This window comes from Bradyrhizobium sp. Bra78 (assembly GCF_024519855.1).
Classification (GTDB): domain Bacteria; phylum Pseudomonadota; class Alphaproteobacteria; order Rhizobiales; family Xanthobacteraceae; genus Bradyrhizobium; species Bradyrhizobium japonicum_G.
The window spans coordinates 609,422-627,894 of sequence record NZ_JALJRE010000001.1 but is presented as its reverse complement, the minus strand read 5'-3'; the positions used below and the strand labels follow the sequence as shown (position 1 = coordinate 627,894).

General features: G+C 64.8%; 18 protein-coding genes. 3 read left to right on the top strand and 15 right to left on the bottom strand.

The window, feature by feature from the left end:
* Nucleotides 1–32: 32 nt before the first annotated feature.
* The 4 genes from OC450_RS02985 to OC450_RS02970 form a co-directional block, all read right to left on the bottom strand.
* Nucleotides 33–1,502, bottom strand: a complete 1,470-nt coding sequence (locus OC450_RS02985) for a YncE family protein (RefSeq protein ID WP_262047140.1) — start codon at nucleotides 1,500–1,502, stop codon at nucleotides 33–35.
* Nucleotides 1,503–1,510: 8 nt separating this feature from the next.
* Nucleotides 1,511–2,047 (bottom strand): DUF305 domain-containing protein, encoded by a 537-nt coding sequence (locus tag OC450_RS02980; RefSeq protein WP_262047139.1) that lies wholly within the window; start codon nucleotides 2,045–2,047, stop codon nucleotides 1,511–1,513.
* Nucleotides 2,048–2,147: 100 nt separating this feature from the next.
* Nucleotides 2,148–2,933 (bottom strand): ABC transporter permease, encoded by a 786-nt coding sequence (locus OC450_RS02975; RefSeq protein ID WP_211384613.1) that lies wholly within the window; start codon nucleotides 2,931–2,933, stop codon nucleotides 2,148–2,150.
* Nucleotides 2,933–3,751 carry an ABC transporter ATP-binding protein gene (locus tag OC450_RS02970; RefSeq protein ID WP_256806086.1) on the bottom strand — a complete coding sequence of 273 codons (819 nt, stop codon included), beginning with the start codon at nucleotides 3,749–3,751 and terminating at the stop codon, nucleotides 2,933–2,935. The genes OC450_RS02975 and OC450_RS02970 overlap by 1 nt, the downstream gene beginning before the upstream one ends.
* 134 nt (nucleotides 3,752–3,885) lie before the next feature.
* Between OC450_RS02970 and OC450_RS02965 the strand changes: the two genes are divergently transcribed.
* Both OC450_RS02965 and OC450_RS02960 read left to right on the top strand, forming a co-directional pair.
* The gene (locus OC450_RS02965) at nucleotides 3,886–4,668 is read left to right on the top strand and encodes an ABC transporter ATP-binding protein (protein WP_211384611.1); all 783 of its coding nucleotides are present in this window, start codon (nucleotides 3,886–3,888) and stop codon (nucleotides 4,666–4,668) included.
* Nucleotides 4,665–6,224 (top strand): glycine betaine ABC transporter substrate-binding protein, encoded by a 1,560-nt coding sequence (locus OC450_RS02960; protein WP_262047138.1) that lies wholly within the window; start codon nucleotides 4,665–4,667, stop codon nucleotides 6,222–6,224. Before OC450_RS02965 ends, OC450_RS02960 begins: the two co-directional genes overlap by 4 nt.
* A 92-nt stretch (nucleotides 6,225–6,316) precedes the next feature.
* Here the strand turns inward: OC450_RS02960 and OC450_RS02955 are convergent, their stop codons facing one another.
* The 5 genes from OC450_RS02955 to OC450_RS02935 all read right to left on the bottom strand — a co-directional run bounded on the left by OC450_RS02955 (nucleotide 6,317) and on the right by OC450_RS02935 (nucleotide 12,436).
* Nucleotides 6,317–7,279: an ABC transporter permease gene (locus OC450_RS02955; RefSeq protein WP_262047137.1), complete on the bottom strand. Its 963-nt coding sequence runs from the start codon at nucleotides 7,277–7,279 to the stop codon at nucleotides 6,317–6,319.
* A complete protein-coding gene (locus OC450_RS02950) occupies nucleotides 7,269–8,255 on the bottom strand; it encodes an ABC transporter ATP-binding protein (RefSeq protein ID WP_262047136.1) in 987 nt (328 codons plus the stop codon). Before OC450_RS02950 ends, OC450_RS02955 begins: the two co-directional genes overlap by 11 nt.
* Complete coding sequence (locus tag OC450_RS02945) at nucleotides 8,252–9,418, bottom strand: NEW3 domain-containing protein (RefSeq protein WP_262047135.1); 1,167 nt, start codon at nucleotides 9,416–9,418, stop codon at nucleotides 8,252–8,254. The genes OC450_RS02950 and OC450_RS02945 overlap by 4 nt, the downstream gene beginning before the upstream one ends.
* A gap of 332 nt (nucleotides 9,419–9,750) precedes the next feature.
* Nucleotides 9,751–11,463: an LTA synthase family protein gene (locus OC450_RS02940; RefSeq protein WP_262047134.1), complete on the bottom strand. Its 1,713-nt coding sequence runs from the start codon at nucleotides 11,461–11,463 to the stop codon at nucleotides 9,751–9,753.
* 304 nt (nucleotides 11,464–11,767) lie between these two features.
* Complete coding sequence (locus OC450_RS02935) at nucleotides 11,768–12,436, bottom strand: TetR/AcrR family transcriptional regulator (protein ID WP_249129135.1); 669 nt, start codon at nucleotides 12,434–12,436, stop codon at nucleotides 11,768–11,770.
* Between the two features lie 106 nt (nucleotides 12,437–12,542).
* Between OC450_RS02935 and OC450_RS02930 the strand changes: the two genes are divergently transcribed.
* Entirely contained in the window at nucleotides 12,543–13,163 is a 621-nt protein-coding gene (locus OC450_RS02930; RefSeq protein WP_211384604.1) for a hypothetical protein, read from the top strand.
* A 377-nt stretch (nucleotides 13,164–13,540) separates the two neighbouring features.
* On the opposite strand, the gene ilvC is transcribed toward OC450_RS02930, so the two are convergent.
* The 6 genes from ilvC to OC450_RS02900 form a co-directional block, all read right to left on the bottom strand.
* Nucleotides 13,541–14,560, bottom strand: coding sequence for a ketol-acid reductoisomerase (ilvC, locus tag OC450_RS02925; RefSeq protein ID WP_007600992.1), 1,020 nt, complete (start codon nucleotides 14,558–14,560; stop codon nucleotides 13,541–13,543).
* Nucleotides 14,561–14,692: 132 nt separating this feature from the next.
* On the bottom strand, nucleotides 14,693–15,295 hold the full coding sequence (locus OC450_RS02920; protein WP_211384603.1) for a LysE family translocator: 603 nt from the start codon (nucleotides 15,293–15,295) through the stop codon (nucleotides 14,693–14,695).
* 7 nt (nucleotides 15,296–15,302) lie between these two features.
* Nucleotides 15,303–16,193 (bottom strand): EamA family transporter, encoded by an 891-nt coding sequence (locus OC450_RS02915; RefSeq protein WP_262047133.1) that lies wholly within the window; start codon nucleotides 16,191–16,193, stop codon nucleotides 15,303–15,305.
* A 40-nt stretch (nucleotides 16,194–16,233) separates the two neighbouring features.
* Nucleotides 16,234–16,929: a class I SAM-dependent methyltransferase gene (locus OC450_RS02910; protein WP_211384601.1), complete on the bottom strand. Its 696-nt coding sequence runs from the start codon at nucleotides 16,927–16,929 to the stop codon at nucleotides 16,234–16,236.
* Between the two features lie 3 nt (nucleotides 16,930–16,932).
* A complete protein-coding gene (gene ilvN, locus OC450_RS02905; RefSeq protein ID WP_211384600.1) occupies nucleotides 16,933–17,475 on the bottom strand; it encodes an acetolactate synthase small subunit in 543 nt (180 codons plus the stop codon).
* Nucleotides 17,476–17,497: 22 nt separating this feature from the next.
* A complete protein-coding gene (locus tag OC450_RS02900; protein ID WP_262047132.1) occupies nucleotides 17,498–18,469 on the bottom strand; it encodes a threonine dehydratase in 972 nt (323 codons plus the stop codon).
* Nucleotides 18,470–18,473 lie beyond the last annotated feature (4 nt).

Genomic DNA, 18,473 nt, shown 5'->3' with positions numbered 1-18,473 from the left:
CCGCCTGCTCTCCATTGCCGTTCGGCTGGTCGTCATTGCGCCTCGATCTGGACCGCCTCACCGGGCATGGCTGCGTCGCCGGACGCTATCACCAAATAGCGCTTTGCGGCCGCGGCAGACTGGTCGACGATCTGCCGGATCGGACCGGCCGCGTTGACGATAGCGGATCCGGCCGGATTGGTCATGAAGGCTGCCAGCGGCTGCAATGGGCCGCCCCCGTCACTGCGTTCCGCAAGCGCCAACACATATTTCTGCTTGGGCCGAAGTCCCGTCACCGAAGCCTGCAATACCTGGATCAGACCCTGATCGAACAGTGAGACGCTGGTCGGCGCCTTACCGTCCTTTGCAGCGTCCTTCGATGCGAGCGTGAGATGAGCAACCTGACCAGCGATGCCGAGTGCCTGCAAATTCTGACGGTCATCCGGGTCGGGCGCGGCATTTGGAACATAGGCGATCGCCTGTGGCGCCTGGCCGATCGGCACGTTTCCGACCACTTTGTTGGTCGCGGTGTCGATCGCCGCAAGCGCGTCGGCGTTCTCCAATCCCACATAGATGCGTGTGCCGTCGCCGGACGGCCAGACGCCGTGCGGCAGGCTGCCCATCGGAATCGTCGCGGCCTGCGAGAAGTCGTCGGTGCGGAACACCTTCACTTGGTTCAGGCCACCGATGGTGACATAGGCGAATGTGCCCTTGGCGGTGTGCGCGAAGTTGACGTGATTGGTGATCGGCCCGGTGTCGATCGTCCTGATTGCGTTGAACGGCGGCCTGGCGTTGAACACCTGGGTCCGACCGACGTCCTTCAGCGTGAACCACACCTGTTTTCCGTCCGGCGTCGCCGCGATGTTCGGGCAGAACGGGCTCTCCTGTTTCACCGTGGCGATGATCTTGTGCTCGGCCACCGAGACCACGTCGGTCTCGGGATTGAAGGACGAGCAGATGTAGCCGTATTTGCCGTCGGGTGAGAAAATCTGCATGCCCGGCCCGTTCGGCGTCGTGATGCGGGTTTTCTCCCTGAAGCTCGTCGGGTCGATGATAGAGATGTAGTTTTCGCCGCGGACGGTAACCCAGACCTCCTTGCCGTCAGGCGTAAAGAACGCCTCGTGTGGCGACCGCCCGACATAGGTCACGTGCTTGACCGCGTTGGTCGCGGTGTCGATGAAGCTTACCGAATTCGAGCCGATCGACACAACGGCCAGCGTCTTGTGATCGGGCGAGAAACCCATGCCGTGCACGAGCACCTGGCCCTTGTAGAGCGGGCTGAAATTGCCGGGCTGCGGGTCACCGAGCCGGATCACACCAAGCAGCTTGTTGTCGACCGGGTCGGTGACCGAAACCGTATTCGAGAACTGCTCCGCCGCGTAGACGCGATCGTGATGACTGATCGGAATGTCGGGGGCGGACAGCGCGCCCGGCGCCTGTCCAGCCCATGCGACGGGGCCGGTGGCGAGCATGGTGGCCGCCAGAAGAATGCTCTTCATCATATTGATTCGTGACGTGGTCATCTGGGCTCCTACTTCTTCATTCCAGTGGACATGTCCATCTGCATTCCCTGGTGATGATGAACGGTTGCGATGGGAACGGATTGCGGCTGGGTCGGAGCAGGGGTGGCGTCGGTCGCCGGCTCGCCGATGGCGAGCTTCATGGCGGCGATCTCCTGCATCTGATCGACGATGATTTCCTGGGCGATGCGCCGAAGCTGCTCGTTCTTGCCGTACCGCAGCTCGATCACCGCCATGTCGATGGCACCCTGATGATGCGGGCTCATCATCGCGACGAAATCGCGATCGATGTCGCCGGTCGGTTTGGCCGCCATGTTGTTCATCATCCTGGTCATGGCAGAATCGTTCTCCTGCAGGAAGGCGCTCTCCTCCGTGCTCAGCGCAGCAGGCTGGCTCGGATAGGACTCGTGCGCGAAGACGATTGGAGGGAGCGCGAACGCAACGAGAATGCGCGCGGCAAGGAGCGCTGTGCCGAGGCCAGGCGGCCGCGGCCATCGGCATCTGCCTGAGAGCGCCGTTACCGCGCGCCGAAACTGTAAGGGGGGCATCCTGAACTCCCATGCAGGTGGTTGCATGGGGGTTTGACGCGTGAGCGCGCGTTCTATTCCGGCCGGTCAATCACATAAATGTCAGCCGGCGCGGGCCGGCTTAGCCGCGCCCGTCCACGGTCGGCCGCCAGACCAACAGTCTCCGCTCCACCAGCGTCACCCCGAAGTCGATCAGGATGACGAAGGCCGACAGCACGAACATGCCGGCGAATACGCCGGCGACGTCGAATATGCCTTCGGCCTGCTGGATGAGATAGCCAAGTCCTGCCGCCGATCCCAGATACTCGCCGACGACCGCGCCGACCACAGCGAAACCGACCGAGGTGTGCAGCGAGGAGAACATCCAGGACAGGGCCGAGGGCCAATAGACGTGGCGCATCAACTGCCGCTCGCTCATGCCGAGCATGCGACCGTTGTCGAGCACGGTGCGACTGACTTCCTTGACACCCTGATAGACGTTGAAGAACACGATGAAGAACACCAGCGTCACGCCGAGCGCGACCTTCGACCAGATCCCGAGGCCGAGCCACAGCGCAAAAATCGGCGCCAGCACCACGCGCGGCAGCGCGTTGACCATCTTGACGTAGGGGTCGAACACCGCGGCGACCAGCGGCTGGCGCGCGAACCAGAAGCCGATCAGCACACCGCCGAGCGATCCGATCACGAAGGCCAGGATCGATTCCGTCAGCGTGATGCCGAGATGCTTCCAGATCACACCGGACGAGAACCACTTGACGATCTGCGCGAATACGTCGACCGGGTTGGAGAAGAAGAACGGCGGCAGGAGGATCTTCCCGAACACGGGGACGGTCGACAGCAATTGCCACAGCGCGATGCCGACGATGGCGACCAGGATTTGCAGCCCAAGCAGCGTGACCCGCGACATCAGACTGCCTCCGTCGCGTGGGTGGACTGCGCATAGCCCTTCATGACCTCGTCCTTGAGCACGCCCCAGATCTCGCGATGAAGCGCATGGAACTCCTTGTCTAGCCGCACTTCAAAAATGTCGCGCGGTCGCGGCAAGCTCACGCGCCAGTCGCCGATGATGCGCGAGGACGGCCCCGCCGACATGATCACGACGCGATCGGCGAGCGCGATCGCCTCCTCGAGGTCATGGGTCACGAACAGCACGGCCTTGCGGTCGGCATTCCAGAGGTCGAGCAGAAGGTTACCCATGACCTGCCTCGTCTGCGCATCGAGCGGCCCGAACGGCTCGTCCATCAGCAGGATCTTTGGATCGCGGATCAGCACCTGCGCCAGCGCCACACGCTTGCGCTGGCCGCCCGACAGCATGTGCGGATAGCGGCCCGCGAAGGCCCCGAGGCCTACCGACGTCAGCCATTTCTGCGCCCGCGGCAGCGCCTCGCTGCGCGGTGTGCCCTTGATCTCGAGCCCGATCGCGACATTGTCGATCGCGGTCTTCCAGGGGAACAGAGCGTCGGCCTGGAACAGATAGCCGGCATCCCGGTTCAGCCCGGCGAGCGGCCGGCCGAATATCTCGACGCCGCCGGCGGCCGGCTTGAGCAGCCCGGCCGCAACGTTGAGCAGCGTCGACTTCCCGCAACCGGTCGGGCCGACGATGGCGACGAACTCGCCCTGCCCGACTGTCAGATTCGCCTGCTCCACCGCCGTATAGACCCGGTCGTCCCCCAGCCGGAACGCGACCTTGGCATTTTCCAGCGCCACTGCCGTGGGCATTGTCATGGGTTCCCTCCGAATATGGCCCGATGCCTTAGCCCCTCGCGCGGCCAAGTTCAATCAACCGGCCAAGCGTGGTACGCATGGGCCTTGTCATCCCCTCCCTCCATTGGGCGGGTCAGCGCAGTGAGCCCCGCCCGATGCCGTCCAGGCCGATGATTGGCTATGCCCACGTCACCAAGAGCTTCGGCGCGCTCAAGGCCGTGGACGATTTGTCGCTCGACATCGCCGAAGGCGAGTTTGTGGCCATCGTCGGCGGCTCGGGTTCGGGAAAGACGACGTTGCTGCGGCTCGCCAATCGGCTGATCGAGGCGGATGGCGGCACCATCACTGTGGAGGGCGAGGACGTCCAAAATGTCGATCCGGTCGCACTGCGCCGGCGGATCGGCTACGTGTTCCAGAGCGGCGGATTGTTTCCGCACCTGAGCGTGGCCGACAATATCGGGATCACGCCGAGGCTGCTGGGCGTGCCGCCGTCGGACATCGGCGCTCGCGTCGACGAACTGCTCGAACTCGTGCAGCTCGACCGTGCCGCGCATCGCGACCGTCTGCCGGAGGCACTCTCGGGCGGCCAGCGCCAGCGCGTCGGCGTGGCGCGGGCGCTCGCGGCAAAGCCCCGCATCGTGCTGATGGACGAGCCGTTCGGCGCGCTCGATCCCCTCACCCGCGATGCGCTCGGCGACGACTATCGTTCGCTTCACCGCAGCCTTGGCCTGACCACCGTGATGATCACGCACGACATGACGGAAGCGATCCTGCTCGCCGACCGTATCGCGGTAATGCGCAGCGGAAAGCTGCTCGCGCAGGGCACGCCGGCGGAGCTCTCGAGAAGCAGCGACGCCTACGTGCTGGAGTTGTTGCGCACGCCACGACGACAGGTCGAGCGGCTGAACGCGCTGCTACCGCACGGCGGTGCGGCATGAGCCTGTCGTCCGATCCGCGCTGGGGCGAGGCGCTGGCGCATCTGCCCGACTATCTCGGCAATCATGTGCGGGTGAGTCTCGTCGCGCTCGCGCTTGGCCTTGCCGCCAGCCTGCCGCTGGCGATCGTGACGCGCAATCGCCCGGCACCGCGCGGCGTCCTGCTCGCGCTCGCCAGCATCGTGCAGACAGTCCCGGGTCTGGCGCTGCTTGCGCTGTTCTATCCGCTGTTGCTTGCGGCGGCCTCCGTGACGCTGGCCTGGTTCGGCATTTCCTTCTCCGCCTTCGGCTTCCTGCCGGCGATGCTGGCGCTGGCGCTCTATTCGATGCTCCCGGTGCTGCGCAACGGCATCACCGGCCTCAACGGCATCGATCCCGCGCTGATCGAGGCCGCGAAGGGCGTCGGCATGACGGCCCGGCAGTCGCTCGTCATGGTCGAGCTGCCGCTGGCGCTGCCGGTGATGATGGCCGGCATCCGCACCGCCGCGGTGTGGGTGATCGGCACCGCGACGCTGTCGACCCCGATCGGGCAGACCAGCCTCGGCAATTACATCTTTGCCGGGCTTCAGACCCAGAACTGGGTGTTCGTGCTGTTCGGCTGCTTTGCGTCGGCGCTGCTCGCGCTCGCGGTCGATCAACTGCTCGGCCTGATCGAGAGCGGCCTGCGCCGCCGCAGCCGCGTGCGTATGGCGCTTGGCGCGGGCGGGATCGCGGCGCTGGTCGCTGCAACGCTGGTGCCGACGATGGGACGCTCCGCGCAAGGCTATGTCGTCGGCGCCAAGACTTTTGCGGAACAATATGTGCTCTCCGCCCTGCTCAGGGAGCGCCTCCAGGCCGCCGGCCTCTCGGCCACCGCACGATCGGGCCTCGGCTCCAGCGTGATCTTCGCGGCGTTGAAGGCCGGCGACATCGATCTCTACGTCGATTATTCCGGCACGCTCTGGGCCAACCAGCTGCATCGCACGGACATCAAGCCGCGCGCCGAGTTGCTCGCGGAGCTGAAGACAACACTTGCGAAGGAGAACATCACCCTGCTCGGCGAGCTCGGCTTCGAGAATGCCTATGCGCTGGTGATCCCGAAAAAGCGCGCCGAGGCGCTTGGCATCCGCACCATCGCCGATCTCGCCGCGCATGCGCCGACGCTGTCGATCGCCGGCGACTATGAGTTCTTCTCGCGGCCCGAATGGGCCGCACTGCAAAAGGCCTATGGGCTCCAGTTCCGCGCCCAGCGCCAGATGCAGCCGGATTTCATGTATGCGGCCGTCGCCAGCGGCGAGGTCGACGTGATCGCCGGCTACACCAGCGACGGGTTGATCGCGAAATACGATCTCGTTGCGCTCGACGATCCCAGGCAGGCGATTCCGCCCTACGATGCGATCCTGCTGCTCGCCCCGAAGCGCGCCGGCGACGAGCGGCTGCAGGCTGCGCTCAGACCGCTGCTCGACAAGATCGACATCACAACCATGCGCGAAGCCAATTTGCGCGCCAGCGGCAATGACGCGAACTCGTCGCCTGATGCAGTGGCGCGGTGGCTGTGGGAGAAGACCGGGCGACGGTGAAACAGAGAGTCGAGGGGGTAGCCGGGACGGGGGACTCCGGCTACCCCCTCTTCGCCCATCTCTGGAGGAAGAGAGGGCAAAGCGCAATCAGTTCACGCCCTCACCTCCTGCCGCTGGAACAGCACGTAGCCGGACGCGAACAGCACGATGGTGCCCGCGACGAGGCCTACGGTCTGCGGCCAGGCAATCATGACGCTTTCGCCGAACGGGAGCGGCGCGCCCATGACGGCACCGTGGAGCTGATCGAGGAAGACCGGCCCGAGCGTGCGCGTGCTCGGCGACAGCACGGCAAGCATGGCCTCCCCGAACAGATCGTTTGGCGACAGCCGCAGCAGTTCCTGAGTCCAGATCGCGGTTGCCGGGTCGTTCAGGCCGAGCAGCGCGTAGCGCGGATCGGACGGCGCGACCGCCTGCGCGATCGCCGGGGCCAGCATCGGCCACAGCACGGTCAGGAACAGCCAGATGCCGAGCGAGACCAGCGCGGCGGTCGCGGGCGAGCGGAATACGATCGAGAGCAGCATCGCAAGCGACAGCCAGACCCCGGCATAGAAGATCGCCACCACCAGAAAAACGAGCGAGCGCGCGATCTCCTCGCCGCCGGGCGGCACCCCGAGGAAAATCAGGCCAAGGCCAATCACCAAAAGCCACAATGCGGCGAGACTGATGCCGATGGTCGCGAGGGCTGCGAGAAATTTCCCCATCAGCAACGCATCCCGGTAGATCGGCTGCGCCAGGATACGGGACAGCGTCCGCCGGTTGTGTTCGCTGTTGACGGCATCGAAGCCCAATCCGATCGCCATCAGGGGGATGAGAAATCCGAGGATCGCGACGAAGGACGGCAGCGGCGCCTGGTCGATGGTGAACAGCCGCAGCAGCAGGAACGGATCTTCGGCCGTGTTCTGCCGCAGGCTGTTGATCGCCTCGTAGAGCGCGGCGAGCGCCGTGAAGACGATCAGCAGTTCCAGCATCAGCATTCGGACGCTGGAGATGTGGTCCGCGAGTTCCTTGACGAAGACCGTGGACAGTCCCTGGAATGGTGAACCCTCACGCCGCATGACGAACGTCTCCGGTGGGCTGGACCTGGAAATAGCGCGCGTAGATCGCCTCCAGGCTCGGCTCGTCGACCGACAAGCGCCGCAGCGATCCATCGACCGCGACGACGGCGCGCGCCGCGTCCGGCCGCACGTCCCGCTCCGCGGTCATGCGGAAGCGATCGGCGGCAAGCGTCTCGACCTGGGTCACGCCGGGGATCATCGCGAGCCGCCGGGCGATGCCAAGCCCCTCGGCCTCGACTTCCACGACGAAGCCGGCGCCGAGCACCTTGACCGCCAGTTCCGGCACAGCGCCCATCAGCACGATGCGGCCGGCCTGGAACAGCGCGACGCGATCGCAGATGCGCTGAACCTGGTCGAGCATGTGGGAGGACAACAGCACCGTGATGCCCTCGGATTTCAACTCCCCGATCAATCCGAGGAATTCCTGCGTCGCCTGCGGATCAAGTCCGGAAGTCGGCTCGTCGAGGATCGCTATCTCGGCGCGCTTGACGATGATCTCGGCAAGGCCCAGCCGCTGGCGCATGCCGCGCGAGAATGTCGCGACGCGGCGTGACGCGACGTCCGCCAATCCTACCCGCACCAACGCAGCCTCGATCCGCCGCACGCGCTCGGCGCGCGGCAGTCCCATCAGCTTGGCGGTGTAGGCGAGGTTTTCCGTGGCCGTAAGCTGATCGTAGAAGCCGACGGAATCGGGCAGGTAGCCGACTCGCCGCTTGACCTTCAACGGCTCGCGCGCAGGGTTGAAGCTGAGCACGCTGACCTCGCCGGACGAGATCTCCGTCAAGCCGAGCATCATCAGGATGGTCGTGGTCTTGCCGGCGCCGTTCGGGCCGAGCAGACCGAACACCTCGCCGCGGGCAATGTCAAAGTCGATGGAGTCGACGACCACGGTCTTGTCGTAGCGCCTTGTCAGCCCGCGCGCGGTGATGACGGGGTCTCGGGCCGTCCGTCGGGCATCGTTCTGTTGATCGCTCATCGCCGTCCAAACCTCGCAACTGCACCCAGCATCAACAGCAGCGCGACGCCGATGACGCCCGCGCCCGCCATGCCCCATACCGTCGAAGTGCCGACGGTGACGCGGAACTGACTGGAGGCGCTTTCGCCGCGCGAGGTGGCGCGGAGCGTGGTCTGGTAGTCGCCGGCCAGCGACTTGTCGCTGGGGGTAAGCAGCGCCTGCACTTCGCTATCCTTGCCTGGCACGAGGCGGTCGATCGTCGCCGGCTCGAATGTTACCTTCCATCCGCTCGGTGCGCTCCCTGCCAGTGCAATGTTCTCGGCCGGCGCCGTACCGGTGTTGGTCACGACGAGCGGGATCGAGCTTTGCTGCCCCGCGACCGCACGTGCGCTCAACAGACCGTCGCGGCCGGAGATCTGGAGCTGCGGCTGGCCGACCACGTCAAGCGCGAGCTCGGTGGACGCCGAGGCGTCCTCCGCCTTCACGGTGACCTTGACCGGGAAGTGACCGGCATCGATCGTGCTGGGCGGACGTACCTTCAGCTTGATGTCCTTGGACTGGCCGGCGTCGATCGGGATCGAGGACAGCTCCTGCGTGCCATAGGCCTCGGTGAACGAGGTCTCGAAATTGGCCGGTGCGTCGGCGCCGAAGCTTGCGACGAGGTTGCGTCCTGAGTCGTTCTTGATCGAGAGCGTATAGTCGAAATTGGACTTCGGGCTGCCGCGCAGCGACGGCAGGCTCGACTTCACGCTGAGTTTTGCGGGCAGTTCCTTGGCGAGCGATACCGCGATGGGCAGCTCCGCATTGGTGCCCTGCCCTTCGGCCTTGACCGTGAGCGTGTGCGCGCTGAGATCATTGCCAGCGGGAACGTCGAGCCTGAGCTGCAAAGCAACGCTGCCATCGGGTGCCGGCATCGCCGCTCCAACCGGCTGGCCGCCGCCGAGCAGCGTTGCCGTCCAGCCGCTCGGCACGCCCGCGACCGAAAGTTGATAGCGCTCCGGCGACAGCCCGTAATCCTGCAAGCGCAGCGAAACGTTGGCGGTGGTGCCGGGCCGCACCGTGATCGCCGGATAGTCGGTCATCAGGTAGAGCCCCTTGATATCGTGTGGCGGCTCGGCCGCATGAACGACGGGACCAAGCAACGCCAGGGCAATTGCAAGCCGCGCAGCGTGAAGCGCTCGCATGGACAGAACTCCTGCAAGAAAGTTGGATCAGATGGACGTGCCGCCGGAAGACCGAGGTGGCGACGCGCCTCATGATGGAAGCAATCGTGACAATCGTTTGGAAGCGGCGCATCGCGCCAATTACAAGTCGGTGATTGCGGGTGCTTGCGGCTCAGACTTTAGTCCGACCAATCATGAACGACTGGTAATGTCGCCTGCGCTCTTCGGGTGTGAAAGGAGACCGGGCCGCCGATGCGGGCCTGCAAGTTTTCCGAAGCGATCACGCGAATGAAGTTGCCAGCACACTATAGGGCGCCATCGGCGTCGATGATCGGAAAGAGCCGCGAGGGGCGCTACAGCCCCCGGATCATCCCCGCATCGATCAGCAGCCGGTTCAGCCGCCGCGCTTCCGCCCCGTCCTTGCAGCCGTAAAAGATTCCCTTGCAACGGAGCATGATCTGCTTCTGCTCGGCGAAGGACGGATCAAGCGGAATACCGGCGGCTTCCTGGATGACCAGCGGCAGATACGGGCCGTCGATCGTGTCCATCACGGCCTCGCTCTTGACCGGCTCGAAATTGACGGCGTCGATCGCATAATAGGTCGCGTAGAGACGCGGATCGTAGGCGTCGAGCTTCTTGCCGATAGCGCCCTCGTCGAGCCCGGGCTCGAGAATATTCGGCGCAAACTCAGGCTGGTGGTCGCCGTAGCGCACGATCAGGAAGGGCTCGCCGGGAAAACTCTTCTTCAGGCCCGCGACGAACGCTCTGTACTGCTCGGCGCTCATCGCCTGCCGGCGCAGATATTCGTCGATCGACGGGACATTGCCGGGCGCACGCCAGTTCGGCAGCAGATCGGGGCGGAAGCGCGTCTCCCAGGGGAAATGATTGGCGCCGAGATAGATGAAGGTGAACAGCGGCTTGTTCGGCCTCCGCTCGCCCATCAGCCGGAGCGCCTTGTCATAGAAGAAAGAGTCCGGCTCGACATCCTTGGCGCCGAGATCCTTCGAGTCGAGGAAGCGTTCGACGCCGGTCGTCATCTGAAAGCTGCGCGCGCCCATGAAGCCGCCATAGGCGGGATAGAGCGATAGGGTATCGTAGCCGCAGCGGCGCAGCGCCAGCGGCAGGCCGCGCTCGACGCGGTTTGAGGCGATGCGCGTCACGAAATATGCGAAGCGGCCGAACGAGCGCGAGGAAAGGCCCGCGAGCACGTTGTATTCGGTGAACCAGCTCGGCCCGCCATTGCTTTCGGCCAGGAACGTACGCTCCTTGCCGTCCCAGGACTTGAAATGGCTGCCATAGCCCGGCGGCACCTTGATGCCTTGGGCCGCGCGGATGTCGAAGCTCGATTCATCATGGACCATGATGATGTTCGGTCGCCGGCCCGCTGGATGGCAGGCATCGACCAGCGGCACATTGAGCCGCTCGCTGGTCGAAGCGGCCGACTCCATGAAGCCGTATTGCGCAAAGTCGGAGACCGCGCTGACGCCGGAGCGGAAGAATTTCGAGAGATAGCCGTCGTCGTAATAGCCGCGCCAGGCCTCGTCCGGACGATAGAGCGAATAGCCGACCAGCGCGGCAAGACAAGCGAGCTTGCAGGCGAGCGCCGGCAGGCGGCGGATGCGGAACGGGTCGAGCCACCACAGCGCATACATCAGCGGCAGCGTGACGAGGCCGGCCAGGATCACCGACCAGCGCAAATTCGGGAAGATCGTGAACAGGAATGCCACCGTGTCGCGGTCGATCATCATCAGGTCGATGAAGTTGACCGTCATCTGCACGACGTCGTGCTTGAGCCGCGACAGCAGCACCAGCACCACGACCATGGTCAGCGACAGCGCACCCGACAGCGCCGGCCGCCGCAGCAGCGTGATCCAGAAGAAGTTGAGGATGCCCCAGGCCAGCGCGAAGGAGAGGCGCGAGCCGAAATCGGTCTCGGTCTCGTACATCAGCGCGAGCGCCGCCAGATGGGGCGCCGCGACCGCGAGCAGCCGCCACATGCCGAGCGCGGCGACGCTCGCCAGCACGGCGGTCGTGCCAAAGGGACCTGGACTGGGCGCGGACGCCATCGACGACACGCAACTTCTGGTCCGGCGCGATGAATACCCAGCCGTCTGGCCGGCCTGCGGCGTTCGGCGCAGCCGGAGGCCTGCACCGTGTCATAAAACTGTAATTGAACGGTCACGGACAAGCAACGCGCGTCACGGGCCGATCTTCGCTTAATGTTAGTGGACGGCGAACGGCCGCGTGGCCAACTCCATCCCTCACCCTCAGGAGCCTGCGACGCAGGCGTCTCGAAGGGCGAGGCCCGAGTTGGGCCTGCATGGTTCGAGACGGCGCTACGCGCCTCCTCACCATGAGGGTCGGGCAGGATCAGGCGCCGTGCGCCGGCCTGGCGATCCCGGCGATGAACAGGTCGATCACCCCTTCCGCCATCTGGTCGATCTCGCCCTCCTCCACGCCCCACCGCGGAAGGTGGCCGTCGAGGTTCATCCGGGCAAAGCCGTAGACCATGGCGCGGCCGGCGACCTGGATGCTCTTGAGGTCGGCCGATCGCAACAGGCCCTGCTTCGCCGCATCGGCCAGGATCTGCTCGGTCAGAGCGATCAACTCGGCATTGTCGCGCGTCAGCTCCGCCGAGCTGCCATGGGCGAAATAGCGCCCGGTGGAGATGATCTCGAAATGCGCGGGATTGCGCATCGCCCAGCGCAGGTAGGCAAGGCCGAAGGCGCGGAAGCGGCCGAGCGGAGCGGCGGTCGGTGCCTGATCCAGCGCCACCTCGATCTCGGCTCGAAAGCGCCGCTGCGCCTCCTCGGCCGCCGCCGCCATCAAGGCATCGCGGTTCGGAAAGTGCCGGAACGGCGCCCCCGGCGACACCGCGGCCCGTCGTGCGGCCTCGCGCACCGAGACTTCCGCACCCTCCGCAGCCAGTTGCAGCGCAGCATCGATCAGCGCGCGGCGGAGGTCGCCATGGTGATAGGGCCGGGGTTCGGGGAGATTGGTGCGGCGAGCACGCGGCTTGGACGGCGGTCGAGCGGGCATGCCGCGTTCTAGCATCACCCGAACGTGAATGTAAGCAGCGATTACACCATTGACGGTCACCCCCTCCCCAAATGTAATCGATGATTACATAATGGAGGAGACCACCATGACACAACGCCAAAGCTGGTTTGAAGGCTGGCGGCTGCTCGCCGCTTTCTGCTTGAGCCTGATCGTCCTGAGCCTGTGGATCGCCTCGATGCGGCAGTTCGAGGTCGAGGGCGTGCGGATGGTGATCCGCTTCACGGCACGAAGCTCGCTGCTGCTGTTCTGCCTCGCCTTCAGTGCCGCGGCACTGGCGCGGCTGTGGCCCAACAGCTGGACGCGCTGGCAGCGACGCAACCGGCGCTATCTGGGCTTGAGCTTCGCCGCCTCCCACGCCATCCACGCAGGCGCGATCGTCGCGTTCGCCGAGATGGATCCGGCCGGCTTTGCCGAGACCACCTCGGCGGCCTCCTACATCTTCGGCGGCATCGGCTATGCCGTCATCATCGCCATGAGCGCGACCTCGTTCGACCGCACCGCCGCGCTGCTCGGGCCGCGCGCTTGGCGCGCGCTGCACCTAGCAGGCGGATACTATCTCTGGGTCCAGTTCATGGTGTCGTTCGGCAAGCGCGTGCCGGCGATGCCGCTCTACGCCGCATTTCTCATTCCGCTCCTCGCGGTGATGGCGTTGCGGCTGATCGCGATGGCCGCGAGCCCCGCCCGGCAGACTGCTGACGCGCAATAATGCTCGCGCAAGACGCCGCAGCTGACCTCGCTTCTTAAGATGAAGTCGCACGCAAGCGGCACGCGGCGAGATTGTCGCGCGATGAGAGAGCAGATGAAGAGCCGAGTCTTCGGCTCTGAAGACGCTGGTGTTTTGGCGCTTGGAATCTTACGAGAAGGACCGAGAAACGACGCCAGACCAAGAATGTGATTTAAGCGTCATTTCTTCGCGCTCAGAGGGCGCTTCTACTCGCGAAGAATTTGAATGAAGCAGCAGTGCTTCGCGCGAGATGAAAAGAGCGAGACCACGGTTTGCGATCTCGCTCAGATATAGTCGCGAAGGTTTAAGAATTGGTTTGGCGAGCGAAGCTTGTGCTCTCGCGTCGCGACGACGACGACTTAGTTCTTGCTCTTGTCGACCAGCGCGCCCTTCTTGATCCAGGGCATCATGTCGCGAAGCTTGGCGCCGACTTCCTCGATCGGATGCTCGGCGAGCTTGGCGCGGGTCGCCTTGAACGAGGTCTGGTTGACCTTGTTCTCGAGCATCCAGTCGCGGGCGAACTTGCCGGACTGGATGTCGTTGAGCACGCGCTTCATCTCCTTCTTGGTCTCGTCGGTGACGATGCGCGGACCGGTAACGTACTCGCCGTACTCGGCGGTGTTGGAGATCGAGTAGTTCATGTTGGCGATGCCGCCTTCATAGATCAGGTCGACGATCAGCTTCACTTCGTGCAGGCACTCGAAGTAGGCCATCTCCGGGGCGTAGCCGGCTTCGACCAGGGTCTCGTAGCCGCCCTTGATCAGCTCGACCAGGCCGCCGCAGAGCACGACCTGCTCGCCGAACAGATCGGTCTCGCACTCTTCCTTGAAGGTGGTCTCGATGATGCCGGCCCGGCCGCCGCCGACCGCGGAGGCGTAGGAGAGGCCGAGGTCATGGGCGTTGCCCGAGACGTCCTTGGCGATCGCGATCAGGCAGGGAACGCCGCCGCCGCGCTGGTACTCCGAGCGCACGGTGTGGCCGGGGCCCTTGGGCGCGATCATCAGCACGTCGAGATCGGCGCGCGGGTCGAGCAGATTGAAGTGGACGTTGAGGCCGTGCGCGAAGACGAGGGCGGCGCCCTTCTTCATGTTGTCGTGCAGGTGCTCGCGGTAGATGTCGCCCTGGAGTTCGTCCGGGGTCAGCATCATGACGAGGTCGGCCCATTTGGCAGCTTCGGCGACTTCCATCACCTTGAAGCCGGCGGCTTCCGCCTTCTTGGCCGAGGCCGAACCCTTGCGTAGCGCGATGGCGACGTCCTTGACGCCGGAATCCTTGAGGTTCAGCGCATGGGCGTGGCCCTGGCTGCCGTAGCCGACGATGACGACCTTCTTGCCCTTGATCAGGTTCAGGTCAGCGTCGCGATCGTAATAAACACGCATGGTCGTTTCCTCGTTCAGGGCCAGAATCGGCCGATGGTCAGTGTCCGAAGGGTGAAATTTGCGGATTTCCGGGGCTGTCTAGAGCATTTTGGCCCCTTAAGGAAACCCGTTTCTGCATGGAAATCCGCGACATCATGCATCCATGAAAACGGGGTAGAGGGAGGCCAGCAGCAGGATCGCCATCAGGATATTGAAGGCGCGGACCAGCCGCTCTGACGTCAGAACGGGACGCAGCGCTGTCCCGAAAAGGGCCCAGAGCACCGTCGAGACGGTGCCGACGAGCAGGCTGACCAGGGTCTGGATCGCGATGTTGATCGGAAACCGGGCGATCGCCGCATAGGCGGTAATGGTGCCAATCACGATCACCCAGCCTTTGGCATTGATCCATTGGAACATCGCCGCGCCCCAGAAGGTCATCGGGCCGCGGGCACTCTCCGCGCCCGGCTTGGCCGGGCCGGACATGGCGATCGCGGCGGCAAGATAGATCAGGTAGGCGGCACCGGCATATTTCAGGATGGTCTGGAGGATCGGATAGGCCAGGAACACCGTGCCGAGCCCGAGGCCGACCGCGGCAACCATGAAGGCAAAGCCGAGGACGATGCCAACGATGTGGGGGATGGTACGCCGGAAACCGTAGGTCAGGCCAGAAGCCAGCAGCATGATGTTGTTCGGTCCTGGCGTGAAGTACATCACCACCATGAAGGCGAGGAAGGCATAGAACAGCGATTGGGACATGCTCACCTCACGCCGTCTTCGGTTGCGGTTCTTTGGGTAACGCCGCGGGTCGCTTCGCCAGCACCATCACCGCGATACCGCCGATCACGGTCAGCATGCCGGCGAGGCGCAAGGGTCCGAATCTTTCTCCGAACACGATGCTGGAGGCGGCCGAGCCGACGAACGGCACGAGCAGCGCGAACGGCACCACCTGTGCGGCAGGATAGTCACGCAACAGCCGGCCCCAGAGCCAGTAGGCGATGCTGGTCGAGATGGCCCCGATCACCAGCAGGCAGATGAGGCCGGTGAGCGACATATGGATCAGCGAGCGCCACGTCGGCTCCGGCCCGTTGACGACCAGCGCGAGCAAGAGCAGGGGCACCGCGGTGGCAAGGCACAACCAGGCGAACAGGTCGAACATCGGCACGCCGCGCGCGCCTCGCAGCAGGACGTTGCCCACGGCAAAGCTGACCGGCGCGATCATCAGAACCGCAAACGCGCCAACGCTGAAATCATAACCGACGGTACCGCAGATCATCAGGAGGCCGACTGCTGCAATGACGGTGCCCAGCGTCTGCGCCGGCGTCGGCCGCTCGCCGAATGCAGCGGCAGCAAAGCCAATCGTGAACAGGGCCTGGCTCTGCACGACAACGCTGGTCAGCCCGACCGGCACGCCATGGGCGATGCCGTAAGCTTGCGAGAGGAACTGCCCGAGGAACAGCGTGAAGCTGATCGCGATCAGCAGCCACCAGGCGACCTTCGGCCTGGGAATGAACAGGCACGGCACCGCTGCAATGGTGAAGCGCATCGCCGTCATCAGTTCCGGCGAGAACTCGTCGAGAGCGATCCGGCTTGCGACGAACGCAAGCCCCCAGATGACCGCCACCAGGATGGCGATGAGGATGTCGGCCGGCTTCATTGTTGTTTCCGGTTCTGCCCTGTCGTGCAGCCCTGTTGTCTTAGCCTTGCTCGCCGGCTTTCGGTTTACGCAAAAGATAAGTGCCGTGCATCGGCGCCTGGTAGTCGGCCGAGACCAGCGTGAAGCCGACGTCGGTCAGCATCCGCTCCATCACCCAGCCGAAGGTGGAATATTCGTCGCGCATATGCGTGACCACGCTCGCCCGCGAGAAATCGTGGTTCTTGATCTCGAAGTCGGCCCATTGCTCGACGTCGCGCTCGACGGCATCGGGCATCGAAGCGTAGACGATGTCGCGCAAATAGAAGGTCGCACCGGGCTTGAGCGCGCGATAGATCCGCGACATCGCCACCGCCTTCCAGAAATCCGGCAGATGGTGCAGTGTGAATTCGCTGACGATCAGGTCATAGGATTCCGGCCGGTAGGCGAAGCTGAGCAGACCAGCGGACTGCGTCCGCACGGGCGCCTTGCGGTCACGCGCATAGATCTCGGCGAGCGCAAGCATCGCAGGCGAGATGTCGATGGCGTCGACCTCGGCGCCCATCAGCGCAGCCTCGGTCGCCAGCACGCCGTTGCCGCAACCGATATCGGCGATGCGCCAGCCGCGCTGGACGCCGAGCATCTTCAGCGCGGCGCGCGCCCGCAGATCGGCATCGTCGTGGGAGTCGTAGATCGAGGCCACTGCAGGCCCGATCCCCATCCGGTTCCGCTCGTTGTAGTACCAGTCGCGCGCCAGCATGTCTCACATCCCTTCAGGCCCGCGGCCGATCGCGGCGACGCCGGTGCGCGACACCTCGACAAGGCCGAGCGGACGCATCAGGTCGATATATTGATTGATCTTGTCGGTATTGCCTGTGATCTCGAACACAAAGCTCTCGGTGGTGGCGTCGATCACCCTGGCGCGGAAGGCGTCCGCCAGTCGCAGCGCTTCGACCCGATGCTCGCCCAGTCCGCGCACCTTCACCATCGCAAGCTCGCGCTCGATCGAGCGCTTGGTCAGCGTCATGTCGACGACACGATAGACCGGGATCATGCGGTCGAGCTGGTGCTTGATCTGCTCGATCACCATCGGCGTGCCCGTGGTGACAATGGTGATGCGCGAGAGATGCTTCTGGCTTTCGGTCTCCGAGACCGTGAGACTCTCGATGTTATAGCCGCGCCCGGAGAACAGGCCGATGACGCGGGCGAGCACGCCGGGCTCGTTCTGCACGAGCACCGATAGTGTGTGCGTCTCGTTGGGATCGTGACGCTCCTCGATGAAATAGGCGGATGCGGGCTGGTTCATTGTCGTCCCCTCTTGCCTCCCGTCACGCCATTGCTGGCGCGTCCGTTCCGACCCAACGGCGGAACAGATCGAAATCGATATTGCCGCCGGACAGCACGAGACCGACGCGCTTGCCCGACAGTTTTGTCTTTTCCTGAAGCGCCGCGGCGAGCGCGGCGGCGCCGGCGCCTTCGGCGAGATTGTGCGTGTCGATCCAGTAGGCGCGGATCGCGGCGGCGACCTCGTCGTCGGTGACCTCTACGATGCGCGAGGCGCCCTTGCGGATCAGCGCGAACGCATCCCCGTCGGGAATGCGCGTCGCCATCCCGTCGGCCAGCGTGTTGCTGCTCTCGGTGGTCACGACGTGACCTGCCGCAAACGATAGCGCGTAGGACGGCGCCTCGGTCGACTGCACGCCGACGATCTCGGTCTTCAGGCCCAGGAGATCGCGCGCCATGATGCAGCCGCAGATGCCGGAGCCCTGCCCGATCGGTACGTAGAGAATGTCGAGATCGGGCGCGGCCCCGAACAGCTCGAGCGCGTAGGTCGCCACCCCCAGAACGAGGTCTGGGTGGAACGACGGCACCATGTGAAGCCCGGCGAATTGCGCGTGGCGCCCCGCCTCCTCGCGCGCGGCTTGGAAGTCGTCGCCATGCTCGACCAGTTCGGCGCCAAACGCCTTCATCGCCCGGTTCTTCTCGACCGAGTTGCCGCGGGGCACGTAGATCACCGCCGGCACGCCGTGGCGGCTCGCGGCAAAGGCCAGGCTCTGGCCATGATTGCCGCGCGTCGCCGAGATGATGCCCGGAACGTTCGGCCGTTCGCGCTTCAGCCGGTCGAGATAGACGAGCCCGCCACGCACCTTGAAGGCGCCGATCGGCGTGTGATTTTCATGCTTGACCAGAACTTGCGTGCCGAGCCGCTGACTGAGCAGCGGCCAGGCGTGCGCCGGCGTCGCCGGCACCGCCTGCCCCACGATCTCGTGCGCGCGCTCGAGCTCCTTCAGGTCGAACATCGCG

What these genes read in the sequence shown, in the direction of transcription:
- OC450_RS02985 (WP_262047140.1), bottom strand. Translation starts at nt 1,502, where the DNA reads ATGACCACGTCACGAATCAATATGATGAAGAGCATTCTTCTGGCGGCC.
- OC450_RS02980 (WP_262047139.1), bottom strand. Translation starts at nt 2,047, where the DNA reads ATGCCCCCCTTACAGTTTCGGCGCGCGGTAACGGCGCTCTCAGGCAGA.
- OC450_RS02975 (WP_211384613.1), bottom strand. Translation starts at nt 2,933, where the DNA reads ATGTCGCGGGTCACGCTGCTTGGGCTGCAAATCCTGGTCGCCATCGTC.
- OC450_RS02970 (WP_256806086.1), bottom strand. Translation starts at nt 3,751, where the DNA reads ATGACAATGCCCACGGCAGTGGCGCTGGAAAATGCCAAGGTCGCGTTC.
- OC450_RS02965 (WP_211384611.1), top strand. Translation starts at nt 3,886, where the DNA reads ATGCCGTCCAGGCCGATGATTGGCTATGCCCACGTCACCAAGAGCTTC.
- OC450_RS02960 (WP_262047138.1), top strand. Translation starts at nt 4,665, where the DNA reads ATGAGCCTGTCGTCCGATCCGCGCTGGGGCGAGGCGCTGGCGCATCTG.
- OC450_RS02955 (WP_262047137.1), bottom strand. Translation starts at nt 7,279, where the DNA reads ATGCGGCGTGAGGGTTCACCATTCCAGGGACTGTCCACGGTCTTCGTC.
- OC450_RS02950 (WP_262047136.1), bottom strand. Translation starts at nt 8,255, where the DNA reads ATGAGCGATCAACAGAACGATGCCCGACGGACGGCCCGAGACCCCGTC.
- OC450_RS02945 (WP_262047135.1), bottom strand. Translation starts at nt 9,418, where the DNA reads ATGCGAGCGCTTCACGCTGCGCGGCTTGCAATTGCCCTGGCGTTGCTT.
- OC450_RS02940 (WP_262047134.1), bottom strand. Translation starts at nt 11,463, where the DNA reads ATGGCGTCCGCGCCCAGTCCAGGTCCCTTTGGCACGACCGCCGTGCTG.
- OC450_RS02935 (WP_249129135.1), bottom strand. Translation starts at nt 12,436, where the DNA reads ATGCCCGCTCGACCGCCGTCCAAGCCGCGTGCTCGCCGCACCAATCTC.
- OC450_RS02930 (WP_211384604.1), top strand. Translation starts at nt 12,543, where the DNA reads ATGACACAACGCCAAAGCTGGTTTGAAGGCTGGCGGCTGCTCGCCGCT.
- ilvC (WP_007600992.1), bottom strand. Translation starts at nt 14,560, where the DNA reads ATGCGTGTTTATTACGATCGCGACGCTGACCTGAACCTGATCAAGGGC.
- OC450_RS02920 (WP_211384603.1), bottom strand. Translation starts at nt 15,295, where the DNA reads ATGTCCCAATCGCTGTTCTATGCCTTCCTCGCCTTCATGGTGGTGATG.
- OC450_RS02915 (WP_262047133.1), bottom strand. Translation starts at nt 16,193, where the DNA reads ATGAAGCCGGCCGACATCCTCATCGCCATCCTGGTGGCGGTCATCTGG.
- OC450_RS02910 (WP_211384601.1), bottom strand. Translation starts at nt 16,929, where the DNA reads ATGCTGGCGCGCGACTGGTACTACAACGAGCGGAACCGGATGGGGATC.
- ilvN (WP_211384600.1), bottom strand. Translation starts at nt 17,475, where the DNA reads ATGAACCAGCCCGCATCCGCCTATTTCATCGAGGAGCGTCACGATCCC.
- OC450_RS02900 (WP_262047132.1), bottom strand. Translation starts at nt 18,469, where the DNA reads ATGTTCGACCTGAAGGAGCTCGAGCGCGCGCACGAGATCGTGGGGCAG.